The sequence below is a fragment of the Methylobacterium dankookense genome, assembly GCF_902141855.1.
Taxonomy (GTDB): Bacteria; Pseudomonadota; Alphaproteobacteria; order Rhizobiales; family Beijerinckiaceae; genus Methylobacterium; species Methylobacterium dankookense.
This window is the reverse complement of the sequence record NZ_CABFVH010000077.1, coordinates 1-15,180: the sequence shown is the minus strand read 5'-3', so window position 1 is coordinate 15,180 and position 15,180 is coordinate 1. Positions and strand designations below refer to the sequence as shown.

At 71.1% G+C, this 15,180-nt stretch carries 14 protein-coding genes, 1 tRNA gene and 1 pseudogene; 4 read left to right on the top strand and 12 right to left on the bottom strand.

All coding sequences use genetic code 11. From position 1 onward, the window contains the following. Positions 1–77: 77 nt before the first annotated feature. Positions 78–1,592: a site-specific integrase gene (locus MTDSW087_RS28380; protein ID WP_144768928.1), complete on the bottom strand. Its 1,515-nt coding sequence runs from the start codon at positions 1,590–1,592 to the stop codon at positions 78–80. A gap of 105 nt (positions 1,593–1,697) precedes the next feature. Then, a tRNA-Glu gene (locus tag MTDSW087_RS28375) sits at positions 1,698–1,772 on the bottom strand. A gap of 156 nt (positions 1,773–1,928) precedes the next feature. Here MTDSW087_RS28375 and rlmB point away from each other — a divergent pair. Continuing rightward, the gene (rlmB, locus tag MTDSW087_RS28370) at positions 1,929–2,726 is read left to right on the top strand and encodes a 23S rRNA (guanosine(2251)-2'-O)-methyltransferase RlmB (RefSeq protein WP_144768926.1); all 798 of its coding nucleotides are present in this window, start codon (positions 1,929–1,931) and stop codon (positions 2,724–2,726) included. Positions 2,727–2,853: 127 nt separating this feature from the next. Here rlmB and purD read toward each other — a convergent pair whose 3' ends face one another. Then, positions 2,854–4,134 (bottom strand): phosphoribosylamine--glycine ligase, encoded by a 1,281-nt coding sequence (purD, locus tag MTDSW087_RS28365; protein WP_144768924.1) that lies wholly within the window; start codon positions 4,132–4,134, stop codon positions 2,854–2,856. Between the two features lie 94 nt (positions 4,135–4,228). Continuing rightward, positions 4,229–5,290 (bottom strand): YeiH family protein, encoded by a 1,062-nt coding sequence (locus tag MTDSW087_RS28360; protein WP_186384034.1) that lies wholly within the window; start codon positions 5,288–5,290, stop codon positions 4,229–4,231. 170 nt (positions 5,291–5,460) lie between these two features. Between MTDSW087_RS28360 and MTDSW087_RS28355 the strand changes: the two genes are divergently transcribed. Further along, a complete protein-coding gene (locus MTDSW087_RS28355) occupies positions 5,461–5,730 on the top strand; it encodes a hypothetical protein (protein ID WP_186384033.1) in 270 nt (89 codons plus the stop codon). A gap of 440 nt (positions 5,731–6,170) precedes the next feature. Here the strand turns inward: MTDSW087_RS28355 and MTDSW087_RS28345 are convergent, their stop codons facing one another. The 6 genes from MTDSW087_RS28345 to MTDSW087_RS28320 form a co-directional block, all read right to left on the bottom strand. Continuing rightward, positions 6,171–6,926, bottom strand: coding sequence for a GntR family transcriptional regulator (locus MTDSW087_RS28345; RefSeq protein ID WP_238179720.1), 756 nt, complete (start codon positions 6,924–6,926; stop codon positions 6,171–6,173). A 147-nt stretch (positions 6,927–7,073) separates the two neighbouring features. Continuing rightward, complete coding sequence (locus tag MTDSW087_RS28340) at positions 7,074–8,063, bottom strand: Ldh family oxidoreductase (protein WP_144768916.1); 990 nt, start codon at positions 8,061–8,063, stop codon at positions 7,074–7,076. Position 8,064: 1 nt separating this feature from the next. Next, a complete protein-coding gene (locus MTDSW087_RS28335; RefSeq protein WP_144768914.1) occupies positions 8,065–9,006 on the bottom strand; it encodes an NAD(P)-dependent oxidoreductase in 942 nt (313 codons plus the stop codon). Between the two features lie 93 nt (positions 9,007–9,099). After that, on the bottom strand, positions 9,100–10,464 hold the full coding sequence (locus MTDSW087_RS28330; RefSeq protein WP_144768912.1) for a cation:dicarboxylate symporter family transporter: 1,365 nt from the start codon (positions 10,462–10,464) through the stop codon (positions 9,100–9,102). Between the two features lie 135 nt (positions 10,465–10,599). Then, positions 10,600–11,880: a UxaA family hydrolase gene (locus tag MTDSW087_RS28325; RefSeq protein ID WP_144768930.1), complete on the bottom strand. Its 1,281-nt coding sequence runs from the start codon at positions 11,878–11,880 to the stop codon at positions 10,600–10,602. An 8-nt stretch (positions 11,881–11,888) separates the two neighbouring features. Next, a complete protein-coding gene (locus MTDSW087_RS28320; protein ID WP_144768910.1) occupies positions 11,889–12,206 on the bottom strand; it encodes a UxaA family hydrolase in 318 nt (105 codons plus the stop codon). A gap of 375 nt (positions 12,207–12,581) precedes the next feature. On the opposite strand from MTDSW087_RS28320, the gene MTDSW087_RS28315 reads away from it, so the two are divergent. Next, a complete protein-coding gene (locus tag MTDSW087_RS28315; protein ID WP_144768909.1) occupies positions 12,582–13,328 on the top strand; it encodes a sulfite exporter TauE/SafE family protein in 747 nt (248 codons plus the stop codon). Between the two features lie 185 nt (positions 13,329–13,513). Beyond that, entirely contained in the window at positions 13,514–13,798 is a 285-nt protein-coding gene (locus MTDSW087_RS28310; RefSeq protein WP_144768907.1) for a DUF1488 family protein, read from the top strand. 164 nt (positions 13,799–13,962) lie between these two features. Here MTDSW087_RS28310 and MTDSW087_RS28305 read toward each other — a convergent pair whose 3' ends face one another. After that, a complete protein-coding gene (locus MTDSW087_RS28305) occupies positions 13,963–14,991 on the bottom strand; it encodes an ABC transporter substrate-binding protein (protein ID WP_244948406.1) in 1,029 nt (342 codons plus the stop codon). Between the two features lie 86 nt (positions 14,992–15,077). After that, positions 15,078–15,180 (bottom strand): annotated as a pseudogene (locus MTDSW087_RS31130) (ABC transporter permease); the annotation flags it as partial.

The window sequence follows — 15,180 nt, the reverse complement described above, 5'->3', positions numbered from 1 at the left end:
GCGCCACCACGCGCAGGCTGCCTAACCTCTCAACCAAGGTGGACCAGAGCCTCCGTTCCTGAGCACCGCAAACCGTCTCAAATCATCTGACGACGGACAGTCCACGCTTTCGCCTTCGGGTCGATCGGCGGGGTGAACGACGGCCAGAGCGGCGCGCTCGCTGGCTGCGCGCTCGCTCGCGCCGCAACCACGTCCAGCAGCCCGAGCCGAATGAGTTCCCGATGGATGGGGACCGAGCGGGCCGACGAGGCCGTCTTCAGGTTCTGATCAGCGCCCTCGTTCGTGATGTCGAGGTACCAGATACCCCCCTCCCCTTGCCGTACATCCCCGAGCTTGAGCTGCGCGATCTCGGTGCGGCGCGCGCCGCTGAACAGAGCGATCAGCGGGAACCAGTAGGCCGCCTCACCCTGACCACCAAGCGGACGCTCACTCTGTGCGTAGACTGGCGAGGCGAACAGGCGTTGCAACTCGGCCGCGCTGAAAGGCTCATAGGGCTCGCGCTCGGCCGGGGCGACGTCGAAGCCGACATGGAACGGGTTTGACCAGGCCGTTAACACCTCGAAATGCCCATCGCGTTCGGCGCGCGCCAGCACGCCGCCCAGCAGCGCCAGGGTCTTGTTGACCGTCTGCGCGTTGCGCCGCGGGTACTGGCCGAGATCCTGCTTCAGCAATTCCGGCAGCGGCAGCCGTCCGATGCGGGCGGGCAGCGCCTTCGGCAGCCGGACCAGCGCGTCGCGGAACGCGCGGGCGTGGGCCTTGCTGATGGCGGTGATGGGCAGGTCGCCGTGGAGTTCGACAAAGCGCCGTGCGGCCCGCTCGGCCTCTGCGACGGACGATGGCTGAGGCCGCCTCGCGCCCGCGCCGCCCGCCTCCGCCCACAGCCTCAGGGCGGCGGTCAGCGCCAAGCCGCTTGGCGTGCTCTGTCGCTCTGGCGTCGCAACATCGTCGCCATCGAGCCGGGCCCGAATACCGGCGAGCGCGCTGCGCTGGGCCTTGAGGAAGGCGAGCTCGAGCTGCCGCCAGGCGGGATCGTCCGGCGGCAGGACGATGCCCCGCGCCTCCATCGCCCGGTTGACGAAGGCGCTCGTCGCCTCGCCCGCTCGCATCTGCGCCGCTTGCTGGCGGGTGTAGTGATCGAGATCGTCGACGAGCATCTGGTAGGCCCGTAGATCATCCGGCGTCATGCCGAGCCCGTCGTGGTGGCCCTGCCCGTCCTCGAGGGCCATGTCGAGGCCGATGCCCTTCGTACGGACGGCCTCGTCCGTACCGAGGAGATGGATCTCGTGGTCGCGCGCCAGGGCGGCGATCTGGTCGGGGCTGATGCCGGCGGCTGGACCCTCGCGCAGAAAGCGCCGCGCTTGATCGACGAGGCGGTGCGCCTCGGTGATGTGGGCGAGGACGCGCCGGTCGGCGGTCGGGCCGTCGTTGGTCTGCAGCGAGCGGATGAGCTCGGTCTTGAAGTGCCCGCTCCGCGCATTGACGAAAGCTGTCAGCGTCTCCGGCCAGGGAGGCGGGACTGGTTTGCCCGCAAGATCGTCGGGCAGGGGGAAGCGAAACTCGTAACGGCCAGCGCGGCGCTGAACGAACTTCATGCGGCCCATCACACTTGGTCCCGTAGCACGTGAGTGTAGCACGCGCTGAGGAGCAAGCACCTGAAAACCAACAGGTTCTCAGATCACAACGGTTTAGTCGCCGCATGGCGCGCCCTGCGGGAATCGAACCCGCCTTTTCAGCGTGAAAGGCTGACGTCCTAACCGATAGACGAAGGGCGCTGGCGCGGGGCCGTGGGTTCTATAGTCGGGCTCGGCGGCCAGGGCAACGGGCCTGTGGCCGGCTTGACGGATCGGTGCCGGGTCGGTTTGACGCGCGAGGGGCACATGTCCGCGGCGGGAGGCGGGCGGGGCCGCCAGAGGAATGGAATGCGAGCGATGACCACTCGGCGCGACGACAGACCCCCGGGCCGCCCGAGGCCGGCCTCCTACGGCCGGCGCCCGGCGCAGGCGAGGCCGCGGCCGGTGGTCGACGAGGGCGTGAGCGTGCTCTACGGCTGGCATCCGGTGGTTCAGGCGCTGGGCAACGCGGACCGGCGGCTGCACCGGCTGCTCGCCACCGAGAATGCCGCCGCGCGGCTCGCCGCGGAACTCGGCCCCTTGCGCATCGCACCCGAGCTGGTGCGGCCGAACGCGATCAACGCGCTGCTCGGGCCGGACGCCGTGCACCAGGGCCTCTATCTCGAGGCCGAGGCGCTGCCCGCCCCCGGCCTCGACGACCTGCCCGACGACGCGCTGCTGCTGGCGCTCGATCAGATCACCGATCCGCACAATGTCGGCGCCATCGTGCGCACCGCCGCGGCCTTCGGCGTCACCGGCATCGTCACCACCGCGCGTCACGCGCCCGGTGCCACGGGCGTGCTCGCCAAATCCGCCTCAGGCGGCCTGGAGCATGTCCCCTTCGTCACGGTGCGCAACCTCGCCGAGGCCCTGATCGAGCTGGGTGAGCGCGGCTTCACGCGGATCGGGCTCGATTCCGAGGCCACCGTCGACCTCGACACGCTGGAGCCGCGCCGCCCGGCGGTGATCGTCCTCGGCGCCGAGGGCAAGGGCCTGCGCGAGCGCACGCGCACCTGCTGCGACGTGCTGGCCAAGATCCCGTTCACGGGGGCGATCCGCAGCCTCAACGTCTCGAACGCCGCCGCCATCACCCTCTACGCGCTGCGCATGCGCTGAGAATCCGGGATCCCAAAGGGATCATCCCTTTGGCTGGGCCGGGGCAGAGCCCCGGGACGGCTCATACGACATCCGGGTTATCCCTTCGGGATGGCGGATGTCGCCTTCGCTCAAGCGCCGCGCGGTCTCAGGGCGTCGCCTCGCCCAGCTCACGGGCGACGGCGCGCCAGCCGATGTCCCGCCGGCAGAAGCCCTCGGGCCAGTCGATGCGCGCGACCGCGGCGTAGGCGCGCCCCTGCGCCTCCTTCACGCTGTCGCCGAGGGCCGTCACCGCGAGCACGCGGCCGCCATCGGCGAGGAGCTGGTCGCCGTCGGCGCGGGTGCCCGCCTGGAAGACCAGGGCGCCGTCGGCCTCCGCATCGGCGAGGCCGCGGATCGCCGAGCCGCGCACCACCGTGCCCGGATAGCCCGCCGCGGCCATCACCACGGTCAGAGCCGCCCGCTGCGTGTCGAAGTCCAGCACCGTCCCCGAGAGATCGCCGTCGCAGGCCGAGAGCAGGGCCGGGACGAGGTCGGAGTTGAGCCGCGGCATGAGCACCTGCGCCTCGGGATCGCCGAAGCGGGTGTTGTACTCGATGAGCTTCGGCCCCTCCGCCGTCAGCATCAGGCCGGCATAGAGGATACCGGTGAAGGGGATGCCCCGGGCCCGCATGCCGGCGAGCGTCGGCGCGATGATGCGGCTCATCACCTCGGCCTCGAGCGCGGGCGTGATGATCGCGGCCGGCGAGTAGGCGCCCATGCCGCCGGTGTTCGGGCCGCGGTCGCCGTCGAAGACCCGCTTGTGGTCCTGCGCGGTGCCGATCGGGATCGCCCGGGTGCCGTCGCAGAGGGCGAAGACGCTCGCCTCCTCGCCGACGAGGCATTCCTCCACCACCACCTCCGCGCCCGGATCGGCGAAGAGGGCCCGCAAAGCCGCCTCGGCCTGGTCGAGGGTGTCGGCGACGGTCACGCCCTTGCCGGCGGCGAGGCCGTCGGCCTTCACCACGATCGGCGCGCCCTGCGCCCGCACATAGGCGAGGGCCGGGTCGAGGGCGTCGAAGCGGGCGAAGGCGGCGGTGGGGATGCCGTACTCGGCGCAGAGGTCCTTGGTGAAGCCCTTCGAGCCTTCGAGCTGGGCGGCGGCCTTGGTCGGGCCGAAGGCGCGGATCCCGGCGGCGGTCAGGTCGTCGACGAGGCCCGCCACCAGCGGCGCCTCGGGGCCCACCACCACGAGGCCGATGCGCTCGGCCTCGCAGAAGGCGCGGACCGCCGCGTGGTCGGCCAGGTCGAGGTCCGGCCGGTTCTCGCCGTGGCGCGCGGTGCCGGGATTGCCCGGCGCCGTGACCAGGCGCGTGCAGAGGGGGCTCTTCGCCAGGGCGTAGGCCAGGGCGTGCTCGCGGCCGCCGGAACCGATCAGAAGGATGTTCATGGGCCCACGCTTTTCCGGGAAAAGCGGCCGCGGGGAAAGGGGGGACGTGGCGCGATGCCGCACAGGTGCGGCGTTGCGCCCGCAATCCCCCGGCTCAGCTCAGGCCGAGTCCCCGGATCAGCAGGATGCTGATGGCGAGCAGGACAAGGAGCGATCCGGTCACCGCGAGCGTGACGCGGGCGCCGACGCGGGCGAGTACGCGCACGTCGACGCCGAGGCCGAGCGCGGCCATCGACACCACCGTGAGGAAGCCCGCCAGCTTCGAGATCGGCGCCACCGATGCGTCCGGCACCAGCCCGAGCGAGCGCGCGGTGGCCAGCGCCAGGAAGCCCAGGATGAACCACGGCACCAGCTTGAAGAAGCCGAGCCGGCTCGGGGCCGCCTTCCCCGTCGCGCCCTCGGCCGGCAGGCGCGGGGCGAGGAGCGAGAGCGCCACCACCACGGGGCCGAGCATCAGCACGCGCACCAGCTTGACCAGGGTGCCGACCTGCGTCGCCAGCAGGCTGATCGGCACGGTGGCGGCCAGCACCTGCGGCACCGCGTAAACGGTCAGCCCGGCCAGCACCCCGTACTGGTGCTCGTTGAAGCCCGCCAGCGGCACGAAGAGCGGCAGGCCCAGCACCATCAGCACGCCGAGCACGGCGGTGAAGGCGATGGCCGCGGCGACGTCCCGGCTGTCGGCGCCGATGACGGGGGCGACCGCGGCGATGGCCGAGTTGCCGCAGATGGCGTTGCCGCAGGCGATCAGCAGCGCCATGCGCACGGGTAGTCCCAGGCCGCGGCAGATGGCGCAGCTCGCCAGGATGGTGAGCACGACGGCCGCGACGATGCCGGTGAGGAGCGCCGGGCCGGAGGCGACGATGGCGCCGAGGCTCACCGAGGCGCCGAGCAGGGTGACGGCGACCTCCAGCACCTGCTTGGCGGAAAAGGCGATGCCGGCCTTGAAGCGGGCGCCCGGCACCCAGGCGGTGCGGATGGCGATGCCCATCAGGATGGCGAGCACCAGGGCCTCGACATAGGGGTGGCCGGTGAGGTGCTCCTCCACGCCCTGGAGGACCATGGCGATGGCGGTGACGGCCAGGCACAGCAGCAGGCCGGGCAGCAGGCTCGCCGTAGCGCCCGCCCAGGCGCCGCGGGAGGCGGAATCCGAGGCCATCTTCAGGGACACCTTGGCAGGCATGGCGGGCCTTTCAGCGGGGTCGATGCGGGGGGTGAGCAGATTCTTCCCTCCGGAGGCAAGCAGGGAGCAGGCCGTTCTCCGAGCGCCGGAATCTTCGGAAAACGCGTCCATTGATCGCGCACGACCGAAGCGCGAATTCTATGGACATGCGCACGACCCTCGACTCGCAGGCTTCCGGTACGGCCCCGACGGTCTCGTTCGACCCGTTCGGCGAGCCGCTCGAGATCGCGCGCGCCGAGCCTTGCCGGGCCGAGCCGCCGCGCGAGCGCTCGGTCTACCGGATCACCGCCGCCGCCTTCTGGGCGCTGGCGCTGCTCCTCGTCGGCACGCGCGTCTACGTCTCGGACGTGCCGGTGCACCAGACCTTCGCGGCGATCGCCCAGACGGCGCAGGCCGGGTTCAGCATCCTGCGCTGAGGCGCCGCCCGCGCCCGACCCCCTCGTTCCGGCCCTCACGCCCGCATCTCCCCGCCACCGGCCTGCCGGCCCCCGCACCGACATCCATACGCGATGCCGGCGCCGGTGGGAGGCAGTTCCTTGCCTCGCCGGGTCGATTCCTTGCCTGGACGGATCCGCACCGGCCTGCATGCAGGGTGCCGGGCTTGTGCGGTTCCCGGACGAGGCGCGGGTCCCCCCTCTCCCCGCCGGGCGGGGAAAGGCCCGCAGGGACCTCGTCGTCCCTGTGGGAAGCGGAGGCGAAGCGGCGGTGAGGGGGCGCTTCCGGAAGAGCCTCCTTCGGAATCGCCCCCTCACCCCCGGCTGCCGCCTTGTCGCGACGACGCGGTCGTCGCGACCCTCTCCCCGCACGCGGGGAGAGGGGATCCGCGGCTGTCCGGCCCGATGAAGCAGAAGCCGTCTCAGCGCAGCACGGAGAGGTAGTGCACCGTGTCGGTGAGGCAGAGCGAGAGGCGCCATTCGACCGGGCGTTCCTCGAGATCGAGCGCGACGCGGTCGACCTCCAGGGCCGGCGTGCCGGACGCCACGCCGAGCAGCTCCGCCTCCCGCGCCGGCAGCATCACGGCCTTCAGGCGCTCGTGGGCCACCGCGATGGTGATGCCGAACTGGCTCGCATAGAGGCTGTAGAGGGTGTTCGGCAGGTCGCAGGCCGCGATGCCCGGGAACAAGGCGGCCGGCACCGAGATCGTCTCCAGCACGCAAGGCCGCCCGTCCAGGCTGCGCAGGCGCTCGCAGCGCACGACGCGGGCGGAGCGCACCAGGGCGAGGCGGTCGCGCTCGTCCACGCTCGCCGCGGTCTCGGTGATCGCCAGCACGTGACTCTGCGGCGCCCCGGCCCCGCCCGCATCCGGGCGCAGCTTGAAGAAGCGGAACACGCTCTGCTTGTCGTCGTGCTCGGCCACGAAGGTGCCGCGGCCCTGGCGCCGCACCAGCAGGCTGTCGGCGGTCAGGGCATCCAGCGCCTTGCGCACCGTGCCCTGGCTGACGCCGAGCTCGGCCGCGAGCTGGCCCTCGCTCGGCAGGATCTGTCCCGGCTGCCAGACGGCGTCGGCGAGGCGGCGGAGCAGCGTGTCGTAGACCTGGCGGTAGAGCGGCCGGAAGCCGACCGCGTCGCCGCGACCCGCCCCGCCGGCCCCTCCCCCACCTGACCGTTCCATCGCGTCCCGATGCTCCCCCGGGCTGGGAAGCCGATCCCACGAATGCCCGAGCACGCTGTTCCTCCCTTCGATACGGTGCGGCGCCGCCGGCCGCAATCGTTCCGGCCCGCCGAGGCCGGCGCCGCCCACAGATGGGCGCGCACAACCTCACAGCGCCTCGATCTCCGCCACCAGCGCGTCGGGGACATTCAGGCCCTCCGCGGCGGCGCGGGCGCGCAGGGCGAGGCGGCGCGCGCCCGGCAGCCGCGCCCCGTCCTGCTCCTCGATGGCGGCGGCGAGCGCCGCGAAGCGATCGGGCGCGTCCTCGGAGAGCCCGCCCGCGTCGATGGCGATCAGGAACTGCCCGGTGCCGGGCGGGTCTCCGGCCGCGTCGAGGAAGGAGGAGGCCTCCGCGGCATAGCGCGCGCCGACGAGGCCGGCGGCCAAGACCTCGACCATCAGGGCGAGCGCCGTGCCCTTGGCGTCGCCGAGCGGCACCATGGTGCCGTTCAGCGCCGCGGCGGCGTCGGTGGTGGGGCGCCCCTCGGCATCGAGGGCCCAGCCCTCGGGGATCGCATCGCCGCGCTTGGCCGCGCCCACGATGTTGGCGCGGGCGACCTTCGACAGGGCCAGATCGACCACGATCGGCGCCCGCCCCGGCAGCGGGCAGGCGAAGGCGAGCGGATTGGTGCCGAACACCGCGCGGCTGCCGCCCCAGGGCGCCATGGCGGCGGGCGTGTTGGCGAAGAGGAGCGCGATGCAGCCCTGCTCGGCCAGCGCCTCCACCGGCCGTCCGGCGGCACCGCAATGGTGCGAGCGGCGGATGCCGGCCGCGGCGATCCCCTGCGCGCGGGCCATCCCCGGCAGGGCGTCGAGAGCCGCGTCGAGGGCCGGATAGGCGAAGCCGTGGCCGGCATCGACGGCCAGCAGCCCCGGCCGCGGCTGCGCGACCCGGACCTCGGCATCGCCCACCACCTTGCCGGTCCGCACCTGTGCGGCGTAGGGCGCGACCCGCGAGAGGCCGTGGCCCTTGAGACCGTCGGCTTCGGCGCCGACGAGGGCCCGGGCGGTGCTGTCGGCGGCAGGGGCTGCCGTGCCGCAGCGGATGAGGGCGTCGGTGGCGAGCCGCCGCGCGGCCTCGAGCGTCAGGGTCGCCATATCAGGCCTCCGTCAGATGGCGGCGCACGGCGCGTGCCGTGACCGCGGAGACGCGCACGTTCGATTCCACCGTCACGCCGGCGATGTGCGGCGTCAGGATCAGGTTCGGCACGCCCGCGAACGGGGCTCCCCCGGCCGCGTCGAGGGGCTCGTGCGCGAACACGTCGAGCGCCGCGCCGCCGAGGCGGCCCGCGCGCAGGGCGGCGGCGACGGCGGCCTCGTCCACCACGCCGCCGCGAGCCGCGTTGATCAGGATTGCGCCCTCCGGCATCCGGGCGATCGCCTCCGCGCCGATCAGGCCGCGGGTGGTCTCGGTCAGCGGCACGTGCAGGGAGAGCACGTCGCTCTGCGCGATCAGCGCGTCCAGGCCGCAATTCGCCACCGGGCCGTAGGCGGGGCTCCAGGCCGGGTCGCCGGGCGCCAGGAAGGGGTCGTGGGCCGAAAGGCTCATGCCGAGCGCGGCGGCGCGGCGGGCGGTCTCGCGGGCGATGGCACCGAAGCCGACGAGGCCGAGGCGCTTGCCCGCGATCTCGCGGCCCATCAGGGCGTTGCGCGGCCAGGCGCCGGCGGCGACCTGCGCGGTGGCGCCGTAGGCGCCGCGCAGGAGAGCCATGGCGGTGCCGATCACGTACTCGGCCACCGCCCCGTCATTGGCGCCGGTCGCCGGGTAGACGGCGATGCCGCGGGCCTCGCAGGCGGGTACGTCGATGTTGTCGAGCCCGACGCCGAGGCGGCCGACCACCTTGAGGTCGGGGGCGGCCGCGAGCAGGCCGCCGCGCACCTGGGTCCGGTTGCGCACGATCAGGGCGTCGGCCCCTTTCAGCGCCGCGATCAGATCCTCCGGCCGGTCCACGAGGCCCGGATCGTAGAGGGTGTCGAAGCCGGACAGCGCCTCCGCGATCGCGGCCTCGTCCATGAACTCGCTGATGACGACCTTGGGCATGTCCGTTCCGTGGGTCTCATGAGGTCCGGGTGTCGAGAGGGCGCAGCCCTCTCGCGGGTCCAGGGCGGAGCCCTGGTCGGTGACGATGCCCGCTCAGGTCGCGGGCACCGCCGACGGCAGCGGGCGGCGGAGCGCGGCCACCGGCTCGCGGGCCGGGATCTCCTCTGCCGCGTCCTCCTCCTCGTCCAGGGTGTCGAGGTTCGGCGTGATGCGGCCGTCGAGGACGGCGCGGGCATGGGCGAGATCGATCTTCTTCTCCCAGCGGGCGATCACCAGGGTCGCCACCATGTTGCCCACCGCGTTGGTGACGCAACGCAGCTCGTTCAGGATGCGGTCGACGCCGATGATGAGGGCGATGCCGGCCACGGGCAGGAGTTGCGAGGCCTGGAGCGTCGCCGCCAGCACGAACAGGATGGCGCCTGCGACACCGGCCACGCCCTTCGAGGTGACGAGCGCGATCGCCAGGATGCCGAGCTCCTGCTCCCAGGTCAGCGGGATGTTGAGCGCCTGCGCGATGAAGCCCACCGCCATGGTCAGGTAGATGCAGGAGCCGTCCATGTTGAAGGACAGGCCCGCCGGCATGACGAGGCCGGTGACGCTGCGGTCCACCCCGAGCCCGCCGAGCTTGGCCATCAGCCGCGGCAGCACCGATTCCGAGCTGGTGGTGCCGAGCAGGATGAACATCTCCTCGCGGGTATAGCGGAACAGCTTCCACAGGCTCAGGCCGACATAGAAGCGCATCACCCCGCCGAGGAAGAACACGATGAAGACGATGAAGGTCAGGTAGAGCGACACGATCAGCATCCCGTACTGCGCCAGGATGCCGAGGCCGAACTTGCCGATGGTGAAGGCCATCGCCCCGAAGGCGCCCACGGGCGCGAAGTGCATGATGAGGCCGACGACCTTCATCAGCACGTCGCCGAAGGCGTGGACCACCTTCAGGGGGAACTGGCCCTTGGGGCCGAGCGCCGCGAGGCCCATGCCGACGAGGACCGAGAAGAACATCACCTGGATCAGGTCGCCCTTGGCGAAGGCGTCGACCGCGCTGTGCGGGATGATGTTGGCGAGGATCTCCATCGGCGACTGCGCGTGCGCCTTGCCGGCGATGCCGGCCACGAGCTTGGCGTCGAGGCTCTCGACGCTGGCGTTGATGCCGTCGCCCGGCCGCAGCAGGTTCACGAAGAGCAGGCCGGCGGCGAGCGCGACCGTGGTGGCGATCTCGAAATAGGCGATCGTCTTCAGGCCCATCCGGCCGACGCTCTTCATGTCGCCGACATGGGCGATGCCGACCACGACGGTGCAGAAGATCACCGGCGCGACGATCATCTTGATCAGGTTGATGAACATGTCGCCGAGCACCTTGCAGGAGACGGCGAATTGCGGGGCGACCACCCCGACGACGATGCCGAGCGCGATGCCGAGCAGGACCTGGCCGTAGATCGACCGCATGAGCCGCATGGACGTTCCTCCGAGCTTGTTGAGGCACGAAAGACGCCGCGTTTCCCGCGATCTCCCTCCCGCGCGCGTCACGCCCCGTGGCGTCGGGGCGGCGGCCGCGGGGAGGACGCCCCCCGCGGCCGCGCAGCAGGCGCCTCAGGCGCTGCGGTAGAGCTTCGTCATCACGAACTCGCGGTGGCCGAGCGATTCCGCCGCCGTGAGCCGGCCATTGGCCGTGCGCACCACCATGTCGATGAGCGCGTCGCCCGCCTGCGGGATCGTCATCTCGCGGCGCAGCACCCCGGAGACGTCCACGTCGATATGCTCGCCCATGGTGCGCACCGTGCGCGGGTTGCCGGTGATCTTGATCACCGGGACGATCGGGTTGCCGATCACGTTGCCCTGGCCCGTGGGGAAGGTGTGGACCACGTAGCCCGCCGCCGCCATCAGGGTCACGCACTCGGCCGCGGCCGAGGAGGTGTCCATGAAGTAGAGGCCCGGGCCCTTGGCGGGGGCCTCGGCCGGCTGCAGCGCGTCGATGAAGCGGCACTCGTGGCCGATCTTCTCGAGGTTGCCGAGCGCCTTCTCCTCGATCGTGGTCAGGCCGCCGGCGATGTTGCCCTTGGTCGGCTGCGAATCCGAGAGGTCGTCGGTCTTGTGGGCCTCGATCACGTCGTCCTGGTAGGCCTTCCACATGGCGTACCACTTGTCCGACACTTCGGGGCTGATCGCCCGCTCGCGGCAGAGATGCTCGGCGCCGGTGATCTCGGAGGTCTCGCCGAACACGCCGTAGATCCCGTGCGGGATCAGCTTGTCGTACATGTTGCCGACGGTGGGGCAGGAGGCGAGGCCGGTGGTGGTGTCGGACTCGCCGCACTTCGTCGAGACCCAGAGGTCGGCGATCGGGCATTCCTCGCGCTGCAGCTCGGTCGCCCACTGCACGAAGCGCTTGGCCTGGTAGCTGGCCTTGGCGACCGTGGCGATGTCGCCGTGGCCCTCGATGCCGAAGCCGACGACCGGCTTGCCGGTCTTGGCGATGCCCTCGACCACGCGGTTGGTCCACTGGTCCTCGATGCCGATCACCACCACGGCGGCGACGTTCGGGTTCGAGCCGATGCCGATGAGCGTGCGGAAATGCAGCTCGAGATCCTCGCCGAACTGGAGGCGGCCATAGGCGTGGGGCAGCGCCATCGTGCCCTTCACGTTGTTGGCCACCGCCTCGCAGGAGGCGTTGGAGAGGTCGTCGAGCGGCAGCAGGACGACGTGGTTGCGCACGCCGACGCGGCCGTTCTCGCGGCGCCAGCCCATGAAGGTGGCGGCCTTGTAGTCGGCCGAGGCGCGCTTGGTCGACAGCGCCTTGGTGGCGAACTGGTCGGGGGCGCCGCCGGTGAAGGGCGTCGCGATCTCGTGTTCGAGCTGAGCGGATTCCTTGAACATGGCGGACCTCACCAGCGCTTCGTCTTGACGTTGTGGACGTGGACGTGCTCGCCCTTGGCGACGTCCTTGATCACCTTACCGATGTCCTGGCCGTACTTGATGGCCGTGTCGCCGGCCTTCAGGTCGGTGAGGGCCACCTTGTGGCCGATCGGGATGTCGTGGTGGACGTCGACGTCGAAGGTGGTGTTGTCCTCGGTGATCACCCCGAAGGCGGCGGTGCCGGCCTTCAGGCCCTCGATCACGGCGACGGCGACGTTGTCCTGGGGGGAGTGGGCGAGAAGATGCGGGTTCGTCCGTCCCTCGCCGGATCCGGCGTGGCTGCTCATGGGCATTCCTCCGTGTGGCCGTCTCTGCGGCAGGCCATGTCTTATATAAGACATATGACATGGGGTGGGTCAATCCGGACGCGGCACCTTTTGTAGAGCGACCTCGTCTCCGCTGCGATCCCGCTCCGAATCTTCCTTGGAATTCCTCTTGGAATTCCTCTTGGAGCCTTCCTGAGAATCTCTCTCGGGACCCCATCGGGACCGTCGTCGCCCATCCCTGTCCGTGCTGGAGGCTACGCCCCTCCCCGGTTGCCCGCAAGACCAGTCTTATATAAGACTTGTGTCGAGGCCCGCATTCAGGACGGGCCCGCCGGGAGGATCCGCGAGGCCGCATCGCCGCGCAGGGACCGCCCGCGAGCGCCCGTGGTTGCCGCGATGAACGAGACCCTGCTGCTGGTTGCCTGCCTCGCCTGTGCCGGCGTGATCTCGGGGCTCACCGGCTTCGCCTTCGCCCTCGTCGCCTCCGGCACCCTGCTCTCGCTGCGCTCGCCCGTGGAGGCCACGGCGCTCGTCCTCGTCTGCAGCATCCTCTCGCAGGTGATCTCGCTGGTGCGCCTGCGGGCCTGGCCGCCGCGGGGCACCGCCTTCGCGATGATCTTGCCCGGGCTCGTCGGCGCGCCCATCGGCATCCACCTGCTGCACGGGCTCGACCCGAACGTGGTCAAGGTGTCGGTGGGCGGCTTCCTCGTCCTCTACGCCGCCTTCGTCTCGGTGCTGCGGGCCGATTACCGCGTCGCCTTCGGCAATGCCTGGAGCGACGGCGCGGTCGGCTTCCTCGGCGGCGTGCTCGGCGGCATCGCCGGCCTGTCGGGGGCGCTGCCCACCGCCTGGAGCCTGCTGCGCGGCTGGGAGCCGCGCACCCAGCGGGCGGTCTACCAGTCCTTCACCCTGGTGATGCAGGTCTGGGCGCTCACGATCCTCACCCTGGTCGATCCCCTGCCCGCCGACCTCGTGCGCGACCTCGCCTTGGCGCTGCCGGTGGTGCTGGTGAGCGTGCTGGCGGGGCTGTCGCTGTTCACCCGCATCGACCAAGCCCGCTTCCGCCGCGTGGTCCTGGTGCTGCTCGCCGTGATCGGGCTGACCACCACGGCGCTCGCCTTGCCGGGGCTTCTGCACGGCTGAAGGGTCCCGGGTTTCCAAAGGGATCATCCCTTTGGTGGGGTGTCGGGGCGAAGCCCTGACGAATCCCGGGGCTCCGCCCTCGACCCGCCAAAGGGATGATCCCTTTGGAAACCCGAATTCCGTCCTCTAGATCATCGAGCGGGGGCACGATCGGGCGGGCGCAGAACCGCCTCGGGAGAAACGCCATGCCGCTCGAGAGATACACCCACGGCTCGCCGCATTACGACGCGGGCACGGAGGGCGCGATCCGCTTCCCGATGACGGACGGACAGCGCGTCATCGCCTGCGAGATCACCGCCGAGGTTCTGCGCGACACCTTCGGCGAGGACGGCAGCGACCCGCTCGACGAGTTCCTGAGGCACCGCGCCGCGATCGAGGCGGCGGCGAGCCGCGCCTTCGACGTCGGCAGTTTCCCGAACGACCTGATGGAGCTGACCACCGCCGATTTCAGGGGTGCGCGGCCGAGCTAGAGCCGGCGCCCCTCACCGGTCTAAGCCTCGCTTACATCGCCGCCTCGATGAGGCGCGCCCCCTCTCCGAATGGGAGAGAGCGCGCGTCGTGCCTGATCCGCGATGTCGAGCGTCGCCAATGGCGCGCCTTGCCGGCGCGCATGCCGGTTCGGGGTCGGGGCGCCTTACCGCCCTGCCCCCTTACCCGCTTCCTTGCCGGGAACGGGGAAGAACAGCTCGTTCTCGGTGGCCGCCTTGGCGCTGACCAGGCCCACCCGGTTCATATAGGCGAGGTATTCGAGCATGCGCTTCGGAGCGGTGGTCCACTCGTTCTGCGGCGCGCGGACGATCGCCTCGGCCTCCTCCTGGCTCATCTTGGCGCCTTCGGCCTTGATCCAGAGGGCGGCGGCGCGGGCCGGGTCGTCGCGGATCAGCTTGAGGCTGTCCTCCAGCGCCGCCACGAAGGCCGCGGTGACCTTCGGGTTGGCGTCCACGAACCGGCCGGAGGCCCAGACCAGGTTGAAGGTGTGGGGGCCGCCCATCACGTCGTAGCTGTCGAGCACCTTGCGCGCGCGCGGGTCCTTCAGCTCCAGCTCCTGGAAGGGCGGCGAGCCGAAATGCGCGGTGATCTCGGAGCGCCCGCCCATCATCGCGGTCTGCGCGTCGGGATGGCCCATCGAGACGGTGAGCGCGTCGAGCTTGTGCTGCTGGCCCTCCCCGAACGCCTTCTCCGCCGCCATCTGCAGGGTGAGCGCCTGGATCGAGGTCTTCACGGTGGGCAGGGCGATCTTGTCCTTCGGCCCGAAATCCTTGATCGCCTTCACCTCCGGATTGACGGTGACCAGCCAGAGCGGCATCGCGTTGAGGGCGGCCACGCCCTTGACCTTGATGTTGCCCTGCGTGCGGCCCCAGATCGTCAGGAAGGGGCCGACGCCGCCGGAGGCGAAGTCGAGGCCGCCCGAGAGCACGGCGTCGTTCATGCCCGAGCCGCCGGTGAAGCGCAGCCACTCGGTCTTCACCTCGAAGCCGCGCTGCTTGGCCTGCTTCTCCAGGAGCTGCTCGGTCTCCATCAGGGTCAGCGGCAGGTAGGAGATGCCGAACTGCTTGGCGAGCCGCACGGTCGTCACCTCGGCCTGCGCCGCCGCCGTGCCGGCCGTTACCAGCGCCGCCGCGCCGAGGAGGCGCAGAAGCCCCCGCCTCGTCCTGCCCTGCACCCTCATATGTCCCTCGTCCCTCTGTTGATCCCGGGTTTCGAAAGGGATCATCCCTTTCGCGGGTCCAGGGCGGAGCCCTGGAACGATCAGGCCTGCATGCCCCATCGCCTGATGGTGCGCTGCTCGATGGTCTGGAAGATCAGGTTCTCCACGACAAGGCCGATGAGGATCACGGTGAGAAGCCCGGCG

Excerpts from the sequence above, each read along its gene's own strand:
- MTDSW087_RS28325 (WP_144768930.1), bottom strand. The coding sequence starts at position 11,880 with ATGTTCAAGGAATCCGCTCAGCTCGAACACGAGATCGCGACGCCCTTC.
- MTDSW087_RS28355 (WP_186384033.1), top strand. The coding sequence starts at position 5,461 with ATGCGCACGACCCTCGACTCGCAGGCTTCCGGTACGGCCCCGACGGTC.
- MTDSW087_RS28335 (WP_144768914.1), bottom strand. The coding sequence starts at position 9,006 with ATGCCCAAGGTCGTCATCAGCGAGTTCATGGACGAGGCCGCGATCGCG.
- MTDSW087_RS28320 (WP_144768910.1), bottom strand. The coding sequence starts at position 12,206 with ATGAGCAGCCACGCCGGATCCGGCGAGGGACGGACGAACCCGCATCTT.
- MTDSW087_RS28380 (WP_144768928.1), bottom strand. The coding sequence starts at position 1,592 with ATGAAGTTCGTTCAGCGCCGCGCTGGCCGTTACGAGTTTCGCTTCCCC.
- MTDSW087_RS28310 (WP_144768907.1), top strand. The coding sequence starts at position 13,514 with ATGCCGCTCGAGAGATACACCCACGGCTCGCCGCATTACGACGCGGGC.
- MTDSW087_RS28360 (WP_186384034.1), bottom strand. The coding sequence starts at position 5,290 with ATGGCCTCGGATTCCGCCTCCCGCGGCGCCTGGGCGGGCGCTACGGCG.
- MTDSW087_RS28330 (WP_144768912.1), bottom strand. The coding sequence starts at position 10,464 with ATGCGGCTCATGCGGTCGATCTACGGCCAGGTCCTGCTCGGCATCGCG.
- rlmB (WP_144768926.1), top strand. The coding sequence starts at position 1,929 with ATGACCACTCGGCGCGACGACAGACCCCCGGGCCGCCCGAGGCCGGCC.
- purD (WP_144768924.1), bottom strand. The coding sequence starts at position 4,134 with ATGAACATCCTTCTGATCGGTTCCGGCGGCCGCGAGCACGCCCTGGCC.
- MTDSW087_RS28345 (WP_238179720.1), bottom strand. The coding sequence starts at position 6,926 with ATGGAACGGTCAGGTGGGGGAGGGGCCGGCGGGGCGGGTCGCGGCGAC.
- MTDSW087_RS28315 (WP_144768909.1), top strand. The coding sequence starts at position 12,582 with ATGAACGAGACCCTGCTGCTGGTTGCCTGCCTCGCCTGTGCCGGCGTG.
- MTDSW087_RS28340 (WP_144768916.1), bottom strand. The coding sequence starts at position 8,063 with ATGGCGACCCTGACGCTCGAGGCCGCGCGGCGGCTCGCCACCGACGCC.